The 13,798-nt window shown below is 58.4% G+C and carries 14 protein-coding genes; 5 read left to right on the plus strand and 9 right to left on the minus strand.

Annotation, left to right across the window (positions count from 1 at the left end):
* The first annotated feature begins 116 nt into the window (after nucleotides 1-116).
* Nucleotides 117-677 carry a YSC84-related protein gene (locus tag DFS28_RS05370; protein ID WP_111448888.1) on the plus strand — a complete coding sequence of 187 codons (561 nt, stop codon included), beginning with the start codon at nucleotides 117-119 and terminating at the stop codon, nucleotides 675-677.
* 341 nt (nucleotides 678-1,018) lie between these two features.
* Here the strand turns inward: DFS28_RS05370 and DFS28_RS05375 are convergent, their stop codons facing one another.
* From DFS28_RS05375 to DFS28_RS05385, 3 genes are all read right to left on the minus strand, one after another.
* Entirely contained in the window at nucleotides 1,019-1,516 is a 498-nt protein-coding gene (locus DFS28_RS05375) for an RES family NAD+ phosphorylase (protein ID WP_111448889.1), read from the minus strand.
* The gene (locus tag DFS28_RS05380) at nucleotides 1,516-2,091 is read right to left on the minus strand and encodes an antitoxin Xre/MbcA/ParS toxin-binding domain-containing protein (protein ID WP_111449123.1); all 576 of its coding nucleotides are present in this window, start codon (nucleotides 2,089-2,091) and stop codon (nucleotides 1,516-1,518) included. Before DFS28_RS05380 ends, DFS28_RS05375 begins: the two co-directional genes overlap by 1 nt.
* 277 nt (nucleotides 2,092-2,368) lie before the next feature.
* Nucleotides 2,369-2,728: a DUF6124 family protein gene (locus tag DFS28_RS05385; RefSeq protein ID WP_111448890.1), complete on the minus strand. Its 360-nt coding sequence runs from the start codon at nucleotides 2,726-2,728 to the stop codon at nucleotides 2,369-2,371.
* 520 nt (nucleotides 2,729-3,248) lie between these two features.
* Here DFS28_RS05385 and DFS28_RS05390 point away from each other — a divergent pair.
* Nucleotides 3,249-4,109, plus strand: a complete 861-nt coding sequence (locus DFS28_RS05390; protein ID WP_111448891.1) for a phosphotransferase — start codon at nucleotides 3,249-3,251, stop codon at nucleotides 4,107-4,109.
* Nucleotides 4,110-4,124: 15 nt separating this feature from the next.
* On the opposite strand, the gene DFS28_RS05395 is transcribed toward DFS28_RS05390, so the two are convergent.
* The 6 genes from DFS28_RS05395 to DFS28_RS05420 form a co-directional block, all read right to left on the minus strand.
* Entirely contained in the window at nucleotides 4,125-4,583 is a 459-nt protein-coding gene (locus DFS28_RS05395; protein ID WP_111449124.1) for an N-acetyltransferase, read from the minus strand.
* A 125-nt stretch (nucleotides 4,584-4,708) separates the two neighbouring features.
* Nucleotides 4,709-6,112: a cytosine permease gene (locus tag DFS28_RS05400; RefSeq protein ID WP_111448892.1), complete on the minus strand. Its 1,404-nt coding sequence runs from the start codon at nucleotides 6,110-6,112 to the stop codon at nucleotides 4,709-4,711.
* 205 nt (nucleotides 6,113-6,317) lie between these two features.
* Nucleotides 6,318-7,058, minus strand: coding sequence for a TorF family putative porin (locus tag DFS28_RS05405; protein ID WP_111448893.1), 741 nt, complete (start codon nucleotides 7,056-7,058; stop codon nucleotides 6,318-6,320).
* A 110-nt stretch (nucleotides 7,059-7,168) separates the two neighbouring features.
* Nucleotides 7,169-8,911 carry an amidohydrolase gene (locus tag DFS28_RS05410; protein WP_111448894.1) on the minus strand — a complete coding sequence of 581 codons (1,743 nt, stop codon included), beginning with the start codon at nucleotides 8,909-8,911 and terminating at the stop codon, nucleotides 7,169-7,171.
* A 17-nt stretch (nucleotides 8,912-8,928) separates the two neighbouring features.
* Nucleotides 8,929-10,797: an amidohydrolase gene (locus DFS28_RS05415; protein WP_111448895.1), complete on the minus strand. Its 1,869-nt coding sequence runs from the start codon at nucleotides 10,795-10,797 to the stop codon at nucleotides 8,929-8,931.
* A gap of 342 nt (nucleotides 10,798-11,139) precedes the next feature.
* Nucleotides 11,140-12,159 (minus strand): helix-turn-helix transcriptional regulator, encoded by a 1,020-nt coding sequence (locus DFS28_RS05420; protein ID WP_111448896.1) that lies wholly within the window; start codon nucleotides 12,157-12,159, stop codon nucleotides 11,140-11,142.
* Between the two features lie 238 nt (nucleotides 12,160-12,397).
* Here DFS28_RS05420 and DFS28_RS05425 point away from each other — a divergent pair, with 238 nt between their 5' ends.
* The 3 genes from DFS28_RS05425 to DFS28_RS05435 all read left to right on the plus strand — a co-directional run bounded on the left by DFS28_RS05425 (nucleotide 12,398) and on the right by DFS28_RS05435 (nucleotide 13,788).
* Nucleotides 12,398-12,697, plus strand: a complete 300-nt coding sequence (locus DFS28_RS05425; RefSeq protein WP_111448897.1) for a hypothetical protein — start codon at nucleotides 12,398-12,400, stop codon at nucleotides 12,695-12,697.
* 216 nt (nucleotides 12,698-12,913) lie between these two features.
* Nucleotides 12,914-13,261 (plus strand): metalloregulator ArsR/SmtB family transcription factor, encoded by a 348-nt coding sequence (locus tag DFS28_RS05430; protein ID WP_111448898.1) that lies wholly within the window; start codon nucleotides 12,914-12,916, stop codon nucleotides 13,259-13,261.
* 56 nt (nucleotides 13,262-13,317) lie between these two features.
* Nucleotides 13,318-13,788, plus strand: coding sequence for an arsenate reductase ArsC (locus DFS28_RS05435; protein WP_008154752.1), 471 nt, complete (start codon nucleotides 13,318-13,320; stop codon nucleotides 13,786-13,788).
* Nucleotides 13,789-13,798: the final 10 nt, after the last annotated feature.

Raw genomic sequence — 13,798 nt, forward strand, 5'->3', positions numbered from 1 at the left:
CGAAGCTTTTTAATTCACATCAGGGTGCGCCGGATAACGTTCAGTAGGTTCGGATCCTGTCTGGTGCAGGCGCTGACTGCTGCTCCCATCCCCTGCTCCCTTACCGGAGTACGAAAATGACTCAGTCAATGCGCTTCTTCCTCTCGATCTTCCTCGCGACAGCATCGTTAGCATCAGCGAGCCTCCTCAACTATGCAGGTGCGGCAACCGCCGAGGACCTGAATGCCGACTCCAAGCAAGCGTTGCAAACGCTTTACAAGGCCTCACCCGTTGCCAAAGACATTTCGCAGAAAGCCAAAGCAGTGCTGGTCTTCCCGAAAATCATCAAGGCCGGCCTGGTGTTTGGTGGCAGCTATGGCGAAGGCGTGCTGATGAAGGGCTCGCAAGTAGAGAATTATTACAACTCCGTAACCGGGTCCTGGGGACTGCAGGCAGGCGCCCAGTCGTATGGCTATGCGGTGTTCCTGATGACCGACAAAGCCGTGGACTATCTACGTAAAACCAAGGGTTGGGAAGTCGGCGTAGGGCCCACCGTTGTATTGGTTGATGAGGGGGTGGCGAAGAATCTGTCCAGCACGACAGTGAAGCACGATGCCTACGCGTTCATTTTCGACCAGCAGGGGTTAATGGCCGGGATCAGCATTGAAGGAACCAAGATTTCCCTGATCAAGCGCTGAAAGCCTGCCCTTCAAGGGGGCGAGGTGAATCTTCTAACCAGATTAAAGGTGCAGTACCTTGTGTTTGTAACACCCACGTTTCGCAATCCATTCAGGTTGAGAGGTGGAACTCATGAACAACATCATCTACATCGTCGGGGCAGTTGTGATTGTCTTGGTGATCCTGTCGTTTCTCGGGCTTACATAGAATCGATGACCGTCTCGTATTGGCAAGGCTGTGCCCCGCATCGCGAGGCACAGCCTGCTCGCGCCTGACCTGTTTGGCCTTTGGAAACTCAACCGTTTGCGCCGTGATCCACAGGGCGACTTGGCGGACACAGGTCCAGAGGGCAGGATCGTATTCAGGGCAAAGGCTTATTAAGCCGCCCATCAAGGGCAAAAGGTTCTTGCAGCACCAACTCGTACAACCCACTAGCCATTTGCGGGTTCATCAACAAATTCCAGCTATGCCGCGAGACACTGGATGGGACCAGCACAAAAGGATGCTGACTCAACAGCTCAGCGCCGAACTGTTGCTGGCTGCGACTTGGGGTACCCGGTACCAGCCAATTAGGGTTGGCAATGCTATCGGGCTGCACCACATAAATCCTGGACGGGTCCAGCACCCGGGCTTGCGTAAGACGATGGGGCTTGCAATCCAGCGCATCGAAATCTTTATGCACCGCCACCTCAAGGATGGCCGTAGAGGCGTCCAGCGCTGCATAAACCGTGGCCATACCTTTAGGGTTCCAGCGCCCACCCACCTTTTCAGCCCCCACGCCCAAATGCCAGGTGGGAGCATACTCAGCAGGATCAAGGCGCCAGAAATGAATCTCACTGCTCAAAGGGTCTTTGGCCATCAATAGACCCCATACTCAATGCGCGTCAGAAAGTCAGTCACCAACTCATACCCGACCGAATTTGAAATCAGGTCGATCGGTACCTCACCATCCAGGCCCCGTGCAGGTTTGACCATCCACTGCTCGGCGAGCTCACGCGAACCCAGCACATCCGTTGCCTTTTCCAACACCTCGGCATAGTTAAGCGCTCGCGTGCTTTGCTCCGCGGTCAAAGCCTCATTGGGCGTTTTCAGTCGCCGCGCGAGCGTACGATCAGACGCGCCAACGATTTTCGACAACACGCCGCATTGCTTATACACCGTGCTGTTTTCGATCATATCCAGCACCGACTGCAGCGGGAAACCGTGTTTAACGGCCCTGTAAATATCCATACGATCATCACTAGTTTTTCCAGAAAGCAAGACCGCAACCATCGGTGGCACGCGGCTCGAACCCGGCGTTGTCACCATCGCCGTATGCTCGCCATGACTTAAGACGGTGACTGCAGCCTTAGGGGCGCGTGGCTTGACCTTGCCTTTTTGGCTGGCATCTTTAACAACCTCATCGACTGCAACATCTTTCTTCTTGGCGCTCATGGCAGCCTCCACCTCTCTGTCATCTGGCATTAACTATAGTGCCAAATGGCAGAAAGACCTAATCCAACAACGCTTGCCTAAAACACACCGCTGTAGGAGCAAAGCTTGCTCGCGATGAACGATTACGCCGTATCCCAGGCCTGACACAAAACCCAATCACCGACTAGCAGCGGCAACAAACACCAAGAAACCTGTGACGAGGGCCGCGCAGCGGCCCCCAAAAGGGAACAACTGCCCAACCCAACGTCAGTTACCCACTCACCACAGCAGACCGCACTTACGCAGGCGGTTCAATTTTATCCAGCAATCGGTTTGCCGTGATTTCAGCCACCATGACGCTGTTGGAAATGCCCAACAGGGAATAGCGCGAGCACCCCTCCAGGAGGTCCACCAACTCGTGGACCATCACATCGATCGAGGCCAGGGTTTCGACCAGAAAAACCGCCAGGGTTTCGGTCGAGGCCTCTGGGTCCACGGAAAACAGGGTGCTGCAGGTTCGCGGGGTGGCTTTGATGTCGGCAATCGACGGGAAGTGGTAATCGAGAGCCCGCTCGGCGGCTTCGTTGAGTTTTTTTGAATCGGGTTCGTACGGGGAGACAGGATCAGTGTCCGGCGGATTGGGTGTGACCTTGAACATAGTGAAACTCCTAGAGAAATGGAGCTGCCACCATTCGCTGCGAAACGATAAAAGGTGGCAACTGTACGCGGGTTCGCAGACCAGGACTCTAGGAACCCGGCAGACCCTAAGGCCTCCCACGCACAGCCGCCATGACATGAATGACAGACCTGATGAAGCGTCTGCTCAAGGACGGTAGACGTTGTGCGTCTAGAGATTACCCGGGCTGCGAAACCCGATCACTGATGGGCAGTGACACGAATCAAGTTACCGAGCGACCCCAAGGCGCACAAGCCGGCGGATTCTGGCGCAGCCGTAGGCAACGGCGCAAGGTCTTGTGGCTTTCAGGAAGTAACCTTGAACGCACTTAAACACGCAACCTGTGGCGATGTTTAAAAATCTGACACACGCTTGAAGTCAGGCCCGGCGATAAAAAACCAACCTGGTGAGTAAGGGTCCGCAGCGTCCTGCCGATAACGACAAAGCGTCGCGCTCGATTGCCGGCGTTTTATGGACCGCAAAGCATTAGCAGGGACTTTACATGCGTCACCTCAAACACCTTACTGCCCCTCTGAATCAGCAAAAGATTGCCGACGTCACGTTCCATTTCGATCCGTCTGATCAGAACGAACTGGTGACGGTGCTTCAGCGTTTTTTTGCCGAGCCGGGTCAACATGCCTTGCTGGATATTCCCGAGGAAACCCGCAGCGTGTTCCTGCTCGAAGGTGAGCGCAAATGGGTGTTGAAACACAATCGCCTGACCCACTGGAAAAAGCAGCTGCAGAACTTCCTGGGCCTCAAGCGTGTGTTCGGGTTGCATGACCTGACCAACGAGTTCATCAACCTGTCGGTTGTGTCCGCCAAGTCAGAATCGTCGCCCAGAGTGGCTGCATTCGGCCACGTCGGCCGTTTTCCGTTTCTCAAGGAAGAGTATTTGCTGGTCAGTTTTTTCGACAATCATTGCAGCGTCGATGAACGGATGATCGCCCAACCCGAACAGGCGCAAACGCTGCTGTCGGACATTTTCCAACTGTTTGGGCAGACGCTGGTCGAGGGGTTTGTGCACATGGACCCGCACCCCAAAAACATCCTGATCGGCCCCGATGGCAGGCTGCGCCTGATCGATTTCGAATGCTGCGCGCATACGGTGCTGGATCACGACTTCAGCCTGGGTTTTCTGCTGGGTTACTTCTATCGCTTCTGGTTCAACAAGTTCATATCGGTTGAACACTACAACGCGTGCTGTGAACGCTACCTGAAGCATCAGCACCCAGGGTTGAACCGTGAAGTTTTCCAGGCGGTGTATGAACGTTTTCGCGACCGTGATGTTTCCCGGAGCACCCGTTACCGCATCCTCACCTGCCCCAAGGCCCAAGCTGCATTCCTGCACGAGTTGAGGTAACCGGCAGCGGTTGGCTCAGCCTTTTTTCAAATCGAGGCAGTAGGTGTAGTAACCCGTATCGCGCACATAACCCAGGGATTCATACAACCGTTGCGCGCCGACATTGTCCGTGGCTGTTTCCAGCACCATGCCTTTGGCGCCGGTCAACAATGCAAAGGCTCGCGCCGTGTTCATCAGCAACGTGCCTACGCCCTGCCCTCGGGCGGCGGGTGTTGTGAAGAGGTCGCCGAGCAGCCAGGTGCGGTGCGCGTCGATGGAGGAGAACGTCGGGAACAACTGGACGAAACCCAGCGCCTCGCCGCTGGGAGCCTGGGCGAAGAAAATCGCGGATTCATCCCGGGCAATGCGCTCGGCGATGAAGTCGCGAGACTGCGGCAGGTTCGACGGCTGGCCGTAGAAGCCTCGATAGGCATCGAACAGGCTGGCGATTTTATCGAGGTGGGATGCGTCGGCGCGCAGGGCCTGGATGTCCATGTTGATCGTTTCCTTGCGGATTGATTCGATGAGCGGGAAAAGGGAAATGTAGATCAAAAGATCGCAGCCTGCGGCAGCTGCCGCAGGCTGCGATCTTTTGGGGCTCACCCAATCCTTAAGGCTTTTCAGTTCCGCACAGGGGCCACCGCTGGCATTGATGTCCTGGCCAGCCCGTAATAAAGAATCCCCGGGACCACCAGACCAACGATCCACGAAATATCGACACCGCCGAGCTGCGCGACCATCGGCCCGGAGTAGAAGTGCGTATCGACGAAGGGCAACTGGATCACTACACCGATGACATACACGCTGATCCCGCGCATGTTCCAGCGACCATAACGGCCCGCCGGGTCGGACAACGCCGGGATGTCATAGCGCTCTTTGTTGATGAAGTAGTAATCCACCAGATTGATCGCGCTCCACGGTGTGAAGAAGGTCAGCAAAAACAGGATGAAGTACTTGAAGGTGTTGAGAAACGAGTACTGGCCCAGCAGCGCGAGCGTGGTGGACGCCGCGACAATCAGCAGCACAAACACCATCCGCTGTCGGGCGGAGATCTCCAGACGACTGCGAAAACCACTGATGATGGTGGCCACGCACATGAAGCTGCCATAAGCGTTGAGCGTGGACACCGTGACCTTGCCGAACACCACGCTCAGGTAAAGCAGGGACGCCATCACACCGGTACTGCCCAACCCGACGATGGTCGCGACCTCGTGCCCGCGGAAGTTCGCACCGGCCAACGCCGCGGCGAACACCCCCAGCACCATGGACGCCTGGGCGCCCAGCACCGTGCCAAGCCCGACGGCAGCAAACGTCTTCCAGGACGAGGTTTTGCTCGGCAGGTAGCGTGAGTAGTCAGCCACATAAGGGCCAAAAGCGATCTGCCAGGACGCGGACAACGACACCGCCAGCAGGAAAGTACTCCAAGCGAAGTGACGGTTTTCCAGCAGCAGGCCGATATCGTTGAGGGTCATCAACCGGGTAAACAGATAGACGAAGGCGATGATGCCCAGCACGCTGGCCACCCGGCCGACCAGGTGGATGACCCGGTAACCGAAGATCGTCAGAAACGCGATGCACGAGGCGAAAATCAGGATGCCGACGCTGTCGCTGACATGGATCAACTGGGCAATCGCCTGCCCCGAAAGTACCGCGCCGGTGGCGCTGAAACCGAGGTACATCAGGCACACCAACACAATCGGGATGGCCGCCCCATAGACCCCAAACTGCACGCGACTGGAGATCATCTGCGGCAACCCGAGCTTCGGCCCTTGCGCCGCGTGCAGGGCAACGACTGCGCCGCCGAGCACCTGGCCGATCAGCAAGCCGATGAGCGACCAGAACACATCGCCGCCCAGCACCACGGCCAGGGCGCCGGTGACGATCGCGGTGATTTGCAGGTTGGCGCCGAGCCACAGGGTGAACTGGCTGTAGAGGCTGCCATGACGCTCGGCCTCGGGAATGTAATCGATCGAACGTGTCTCGATCAGGGGACTTCGCTGCTGACTATCGCTGACCTTGGTCATTACGCTGTTCTCTTATGAGGGGCAGACGGGCAAAAGTTTTTTGTGGCGAGGGAGCTTGCTCCCGCTCGACTGCGCAGCAGTCGCAAAATCGCATTGTTGTCAGTATTTTTGGGCCGCTACGCAGCCCAGCGGGAGCAAGCTCCCTCGCCACAATTGATCGCTCGACCCTGGGTTTCTGTTAACTGACTGGCAGGGCTTTTAACGCTTAAAACGCCTTGCTGGCGCTGGCAACCACCGTGGCGGAGCACAAATCACCATAGCCGTACCAGCTCGTGCATTCGCTTTTCGACAGGTTGGTATCAATGTAGCTAAGGCCCCAGGTCACACCCACGAAGTCACGGGTCAACTTGGCTTCCCACTCGGTGTAGGCATTACGGCTGTCGCCGTTGGCGGACCAGAAAGCCGGGTCTTTGACATCGTTGCGACCTACGCGCAGGTCCAGGCCGATGTCGGCCGGCAATGCGATTTTGTAGCTGAGGTAGGTGTAAAGGGTGTCCTGGTCCTCGCCAAACAAGTTCGGCGTATCGTTTGAGTAGTAAGCGCCGAGCTTCACGCCATAAACGTCAAGGACGGCGTAGACCTCACTCAGGTTGAATTGGCCCTCTTTTGGATAGTCGTACTTGATGTACCCCAGGTCGAGGCTGATGGCTTCGGTCGCCTGCCAGTAGTAGCCCGCGTAATACTCGAGTTCCTGCCGGGTCTTGAACTCGCCGCCGAAATCGACGTTCGAGGTCCAGGCGCCCACGTACAGGCCGCTGCTGTGCACCAGCGTGGCGCCGGCCTGAGCCGCCGGGTCACCCAGGGTTTGCGAAATGCCACGGGAGCGGTAATCGCTGAAGACTCCCAGGGTCATGTCCAGATTGAAGTCGTCGTTGAGTGTCAGTGCCTGGGTGGTCAGGGGTGCCAATACAAGCGTGGCGAGGGTCAATACTGAGCGTGCGTTCATACAAGTCTCTTATTGTTATGGAGGTGCGGGTTATTTCAGGCATGGCGATGCCGAGCTCCTCGTCATGCGAGGAGCCAGGCGTCTGTTGCGGGGTGCGGGTGAGCGGAGGGTCAGGACGCGGGCGCGTACACCTCTTTGCCGGCGAAGAAGGTCTTCAGGACCTTGGTGTCGAACAGTTCGTCGTCGCTGACCTTGAAGACATCGCGGTCGAGGATGATCAGGTCGGCCTGTTTGCCGGGGGTCAGCGAACCAATCTGCTGCTCCAGGCGCAGGGCTTTGGCGGCATTGAGCGTGTAGGCGTAGAACATGGTCTGGCGATCGATGCTTTCCTTGGCATTCAACACGCCCAGCGGCCCTTTGCGCGTGCTGGCCTGAGCGATGGCGTTCCATGGATTGGGGCTGGACACCGGCCAGTCACTGCCACCGGCGATGACCGCACCGGCGTTATGCAGGGACCTGGCGGGATACTGATAACCGTAAGCAAACGCGCTGATATAGGGTTTGACGAGCTCGACGGTGTAACTCTCGCCGATGGCCCACAGCAATTGCATGGAGGCGATCACGCCAAGTTGCTTGAAACGCGCAAACTCTTTCGGATTGACCAGTTGCAGGTGGCTGATGCTATGGGCCACCGGTGTCGGGTTGAGTTTGCGCGCATAGGCAAAACCATTGAGTGACTCACGCACTGCACGGTCGCCGACCGCATGCATGTGCACAATCCAGTCGCGCTTCTCCGCTGCCACCACCAACTCACCGAAGTGCGCGGGGTCGATCAGCAGTTGACCGTTTTTATCGCTGTTCTTGAAAGGAACGATGACCGCGGCGGTCTGCCCCGGAAACTCCAAAACGCCATCGGCGAATACCTTGATCCCAGGGAAACTCAGGTTAGGCACACCCTCGAATTTCTTCATCACCTTGGCCAGCACTTCCAGGTCGGCCGGACGACTTTTCGGGTTGGTCAACAGCAGCGCGGCGACGTGGGCATTGAGCTCGCCCTTCTCTGCCAGTTCGCGGTAAAGCGGCAGCACGCCGTAACTCTGCTCGGTTGCCTTGAAATCGAACAACGAATCGCCGCTGCTGGCGTTCGCCGCCGCGTCCATCCAGGCGGTGACGCCGTATTGATTGTTGACCTTCACCGCCTCGCGGGCGGCTTTCAACATGATCTCGTCGCTGGGCGCGGGGATCTGGCTGCGTATCAGGTCCCAGCGCGACTCGGCAAAATAGCCGTTGGGAGTGAAGTCCGCGTCATGACCCACATAGCTGCGATCCTGTTCCGACAAGCCTTTTACCAGCGCCGCGTCGATCTTCAGGCGCTTGAGCATGGCGTTGTTGGCCCAGCCGGTGTGCCCGTCGATCCCGCTGAGGACCACCGGTTGATCCGCCCAGCGTCCCTGATTGAAGCGCTGGCCCAGCTCCCAGCTCTTGTCCCAATACGCCGAACTGACCCCGGCGATGCTGATCACATCACCGGCACGGGCAATGCCCGCCTGATCCTGTTCGATGATCCACTGTTCAAGCTCCGGCAGCGGTTTGACTTCATCCAGCAGGTTGGCGCCCATGCTGTCCAAGGCTGCAACCACCGGGTGACTGTGGGTATCAATCATTCCCGGCATCAGCACCTTGCCCGCCAGATCGATCCGTTGCGTGTGGGTGTCGGCCAGGGCGTTGATTTGGGCATTACTGCCCACTTTGAGGATCTTGCCATCTTGCACGGCCACGGCCTGGACCAGTCCCTGACCGGGCTCGGCGGTGAAGACCTTGCCGTTGAACAACACAAGGTCAGCGGCGGCCATGGCCTGCACCGAAGAAAAAGCCAGGGCTGCGGCCAACAGGTTTGGAATAAATCGCTGCATCGGAACACTCTCTTTTTTTATTGGGCTGGGCGGGCGGCTGATGCCTGGGACAATGCCTTCGGATCAAAGCCAACGAACGGTGCCTTGGCCCACACGACCCGGCCGCCCACGACCGTCAGCAGCACGTTATTGCGGGCCAACGCCTCCTCGGGTACCTGCATGAAGTTCTTGTCCAGAACGATCAGGTCCGCAAACTTGCCCACCTCGACCGAACCGACGACAGCGTCCAGTTTCAGTTGCTCGGCAGCGTTGATGGTAATGGTGCGCAGTACTTCAGTGCGCGACAGCGCCGGGTCGTCATTCAGCCTGCCCGCATACTTGGGGCCGTAGCTGTGCGGGTTCAGCGGATCGCCTGAGCGGGTGACACCGATCTTCAGCGCCAGGAATTCGTCGAGCGGGTCGACCGGCCAATCGCTGCCATACGCCACGCGGCCGCCGGCACGGGCGATGCTGCCCGATGGCTCCATGCGGGCAAATCGCGCTGCCCCTAAATGTTCGTTGGTGCCGTCGACCGTGGACGGTGCCTGCTGGGCCCACTGGAAGGACATGTTGGCGGTCACGTCGAGCGCTTTGAAACGCGCATAGTCGGCAGGGTCCACCGACTCGTTGTGAGTAATGGCCGGGCGGAAGCCATTGCCAGGCAGTTGCTGGCGCACGTATTCGATGCCGTTCAGTGAGTCACGCACCGCGCGGTCTCCGGTGGCGTGAAGGTGCGGATCGAGGCCGGCCTGAACGGCCTTCAGCAACAGCGGGTTGAGCACTTGCGGCGGGAAGTAAAGCTCGCCGGTGTTCTTGCCGGGTGTCCACTTCGGCGCCGTATCGGTGCCGGCATTGCGCAGGTACGGCGTCAACATGGCACCCGTGTCCGCCGGCGCGTTGATGATGCCGTCCATGAACAGTTTGACGTGGCGCATGCTCACGCCCGGCGCCGGTTTCGCTTCGCCCTGGTCGAAGGTGATGGCCAGTGCCTTGGCCTCGGCGATGGTTTTGTCCGGGTCGGCAGCGGCGGCGGCCGGGTCGAGTTTGATTGCCAACAACGCCCGGGCCGTCAGCTCACCCGACTGCTGCAGAGTCGTAAACGCTTTGCCGTTTTCCGGTCCCGACAAGGCATCGAAGAAACTGGTGATGCCTTGCTGGCGCATGGCGTCGAGTGCCGCGCGGGTCTGATTGAGTTTCTCAGCATCGGTGGCGGGCGGCACCACGGCGGCCATGGCCTCGGCGGCTCCGTCTTCGCAGATGCCGTTCGGGTTGCCGGCGCTGTCGCGCATGTACTTGCCATCACCGGGATTGGCCGTGTGCTTGTTGATGCCGGCGACCGCCAGGCCGCGAGAGTTGGTCAGCACCGTATGGAAGTCGGTGGAACGGACTTGAATTGGGCGATTGGTCTTGAGCGCGTCCAGTGTCGACTTGTCGGCGTCACCGTCGAGTCCGGTCATGCCAATGCGGTCCCAGCTGCCCACTTCGAGCCAGACATCGGGGCCTTTGCCCTTGTCGGCATCCAGGCACGCCTGAATGGCTTCCTGGAAAACCTTGCGGGTCATCGTCTGGTATTTCAGGTCGCACAAAGTCATGGCGCGGCCGCCATCCCCCGGATGCATGTGCGCATCAATGAAGCCCGGCATCAACATGCGCCCCGCCAGATCAATCAGCTGTGTCTGCGTGCCGATGTACGAGGCAACCCCGGCATCGCTGCCGACATAAACGATCTTCCCGCCCGTGACGGCGATCGCCTGCTGCACGGAATTCTGGCCGTCGACGGTGTAGACATAGCCGTTGCGCATGACCATGTCAGCGCCTGTCGAAGCGTGTGTCTGACACCCCACCAGCGCCACACTGGAAAATGCCGTTGTCGTGGCAACGGCGATAAATAGCCTGGAAAATTTCAACTGCCTCACCTCTATTTTTATAGTTTTGGAAGTGGCCCGAACGGACGGTCGCAAGCCCCTGATATGCAGGGCATACCCTATAGAGCGCGGCGGTCGGATGGACCTCCACAAATGAGGAGGGGTAAGGCAAATACCGGTCAGCGAAGCAGCAACGCATACTTTGTAACAGCTGCCTTGTGGTGAGGGGATTTATCCCCGTTCGGCTGCGAAGCAGTCGTAAAATCTGAACGCACGGTCTATTTGATGCACTGCGTCGTCTGAATTCACGACTGCTTCGCAGCCGAACGGGGATAAATCCCCTCGCCACAGGGCATTTGCCACAAGGTATGTGTTGTGCGCGGCTTAATGACGACGTGCAGTTTGCGCAAGCGAAGTCGATGAGCGCAGGACAGAACCCAGCTCCACTTTGCTCTTCACGCCGAGCTGCAAGTAGCAGTTGCGCAGATAGGTGCGCACTGTGGCCGGACTCAGTGCAAGGATTTTGGCAATTTCCTTATAGGAGTGGCCGGCAGCGAACAGCATCGCCGCCGTGCGCTCGCGTGGCGCCAACACCACTCCGCGCGCCTGCATTTCGAGTGACAGAATGACGTGCTCGGCGTTGGGGCTAAGTGTCATCGCAGTACGCCCCAGGCGAATCACGCAGGGCGCCTTTTGCAGTTGTGCGATGACATCAACGGGAAGCATTGAACCGCTCCACCCAGGCAATTCGCGCTGAATCGCGGCGCACAGACTTGCGCCCACATACAGCAGACTGCCGTCCATACGAGCGACCCCGAAGTCACTCGCCCCGTTGCCCGTGTCGCAGCGGATCATGTCCTGCACCTGAAAGCGCCACAACTGCAACAGATGGTCGCAGAACGCCGAAAACAATCCGTCCTCGCTGTCATTGAAAGCCTGTGCATGAAGGCCTCGGTAGAGACAAACGAAGAACACTAAGCCGCTTTCAGGGAGCTCGAACGTGATGCACATCAGGTGGTAGAGATCGTGCCGCCGTGCGAAGTCGTTCACCTCCTCGCAGGGATCGGTGAACCCACTGTCACGCACCACTTCCCCGGGTTGACTCAAGGTCTCCTGGGAAAATCGGTCGCTGACCGCCACTTTGTGCCATTCGACGGCAAACGATTCAGGCAGATTGATCCGCCCGTGCATCCAGCTTTGAGGAGTACTGGCGTCTGACGTCGACATCTCGCCCCACCATGCCGAAGCGAAGGGCACCAGTTGGCGGAAGGCCTGCAAGCCGTCGGCGATGAATTGGGAGGCGCCGCGATCTCGAGCAAGCCGCCCCAGGTGCAACACGCAATGATTGAACGCCTTTAGCGTTGCCAGCGACGTGTTGGCGCCGACCTCATCACCCTCCTCCATTGTTTTTATCCTGTTTACTACATGGCGTATTTTTTCGACGATGCCATAGGCGCGGTTATGGCGTCCAGCGAGTGAACGGATCACCCCTCACTGTCGTACGGTTTACTCCGGCTGTCAGCAAGATGACTCAAAAACGCTAATTGCGCTAAACCGACCCAAGGGCCGGCACAACACCATCTAATCTGAATAGAGCACGAGCACAAACAAGCCTCTAGCCTCTTGATACAGGGGAGTTGGGATGACCGGAAAAACAGCACACCGATGCTCGTCATGGATCCTGCCCTCCCTGCTCGCCATCAACCTGGCGCTGACAGCGGGATGTTCAGGCAAAGCTGCGACGGCTCGCTATTCGGTCTCAAGCCTGGGCGACAGCTGCTATGCAAAAGCACTCCCTACTGTCGGCGAGGGCGGCCTTGCCTGGGGCTCCACCTTGAACATGGCTCGCAAAAAATCCGTGGATAATTGCATACGCTATGCCGGCCGATCCGGTGGCACGCCGGATACCTGCAAAGTGGTGTTGGCGGAATGCAAAAATTAATAGAGCCGCAGAACCTGTGGGAGCGAGCCTGCTCGCGATAGCGGTCTTACATTCAAACATACGTTGTCTGCCAGTCCGCCATCGTCGGATCGCCGCCCGGAGACAAGCTCGCTTCCACAAGGACAGGTCGTCTTCCTGACGTCGATCTAATTGGGTTTGCTCAATACATATGGATAGCCGTATATTCGGACAACCACATGTATTGAAGACGCTTCCATGCTGAACCCTGCCGCCGTATTCAAATGCCTGTCCGACGAAACTCGCACGCGGGCCACCTTGCTGATCACCCGTGAGGGAGAGTTATGCGTCTGCGAATTGGTCTGCGCTCTGAACGACAGTCAGCCGAAAATCTCCCGCCACCTCGCGCAGCTCCGGGCATGTGGCCTGCTGCTGGACCGCCGTCAGGGTCAGTGGGTGTATTACCGGCTCAACCCCGAACTGCCCAAGTGGGTTCGCACCATTCTTGAGACAACCCTGGAAGCCAACGCCGACTGGCTTGAGGAAAACAGCGCCCGACTCGAAGCGATGGGCGACCGCCCTCTCAACACTGCCGCCTGCTGCTGATCCACCACTTTATCTACCCTGGCCTTGCGCCTGCCCGCCTGAAAAGAGGAGTCGCCATGCGCGTTCTGTTCATGTGTACCGCCAATAGCTGTCGCAGCATTTTGTCCGAAGCGATGTTCAATCATCTCGCCCCGCAAGGCTTCCAGGCGATCAGCGCCGGCAGCTTCCCCAAAGGACAGGTGCTGCCGCGCAGCCTGACCACGTTGCAAGAGGCCGGGATTGCGATCGACGGGTTAAGCAGCAAAGGCAACGACGCCTTCGAGGCCAACCCGCCGGATATTGTCATCACCGTGTGCGACAAGGCCGCCGGTGAGGCCTGCCCGGTCTACTTCGGGCCGGCGTTGAAAGCCCATTGGGGATTGGAGGATCCATCAGAGGTGAAGGGTGACGAAACGGTCGTCGCCGCTGCATTCCACTCGACGCTTGCGCGCATCGAAACACGCTGCCGGGCCTTCCTCGCCCTGCCCTTCGCCCAACTTGATCGCGATGCACTGAAGCGCGAACTCGACCGCATCAGCACACTGTAACGGGAGCCCC

It is taken from the genome of Pseudomonas sp. 478, from assembly GCF_003254125.1.
GTDB lineage: Bacteria > Pseudomonadota > Gammaproteobacteria > Pseudomonadales > Pseudomonadaceae > Aquipseudomonas.

What these genes read in the sequence shown, in the direction of transcription:
- DFS28_RS05370 (WP_111448888.1), top strand. Translation starts at nt 117, where the DNA reads ATGACTCAGTCAATGCGCTTCTTCCTCTCGATCTTCCTCGCGACAGCA.
- DFS28_RS05375 (WP_111448889.1), bottom strand. Translation starts at nt 1,516, where the DNA reads ATGGCCAAAGACCCTTTGAGCAGTGAGATTCATTTCTGGCGCCTTGAT.
- DFS28_RS05380 (WP_111449123.1), bottom strand. Translation starts at nt 2,091, where the DNA reads ATGAGCGCCAAGAAGAAAGATGTTGCAGTCGATGAGGTTGTTAAAGAT.
- DFS28_RS05385 (WP_111448890.1), bottom strand. Translation starts at nt 2,728, where the DNA reads ATGTTCAAGGTCACACCCAATCCGCCGGACACTGATCCTGTCTCCCCG.
- DFS28_RS05390 (WP_111448891.1), top strand. Translation starts at nt 3,249, where the DNA reads ATGCGTCACCTCAAACACCTTACTGCCCCTCTGAATCAGCAAAAGATT.
- DFS28_RS05395 (WP_111449124.1), bottom strand. Translation starts at nt 4,583, where the DNA reads ATGGACATCCAGGCCCTGCGCGCCGACGCATCCCACCTCGATAAAATC.
- DFS28_RS05400 (WP_111448892.1), bottom strand. Translation starts at nt 6,112, where the DNA reads ATGACCAAGGTCAGCGATAGTCAGCAGCGAAGTCCCCTGATCGAGACA.
- DFS28_RS05405 (WP_111448893.1), bottom strand. Translation starts at nt 7,058, where the DNA reads ATGAACGCACGCTCAGTATTGACCCTCGCCACGCTTGTATTGGCACCC.
- DFS28_RS05410 (WP_111448894.1), bottom strand. Translation starts at nt 8,911, where the DNA reads ATGCAGCGATTTATTCCAAACCTGTTGGCCGCAGCCCTGGCTTTTTCT.
- DFS28_RS05420 (WP_111448896.1), bottom strand. Translation starts at nt 12,159, where the DNA reads ATGGAGGAGGGTGATGAGGTCGGCGCCAACACGTCGCTGGCAACGCTA.
- DFS28_RS05425 (WP_111448897.1), top strand. Translation starts at nt 12,398, where the DNA reads ATGACCGGAAAAACAGCACACCGATGCTCGTCATGGATCCTGCCCTCC.
- DFS28_RS05430 (WP_111448898.1), top strand. Translation starts at nt 12,914, where the DNA reads ATGCTGAACCCTGCCGCCGTATTCAAATGCCTGTCCGACGAAACTCGC.
- DFS28_RS05435 (WP_008154752.1), top strand. Translation starts at nt 13,318, where the DNA reads ATGCGCGTTCTGTTCATGTGTACCGCCAATAGCTGTCGCAGCATTTTG.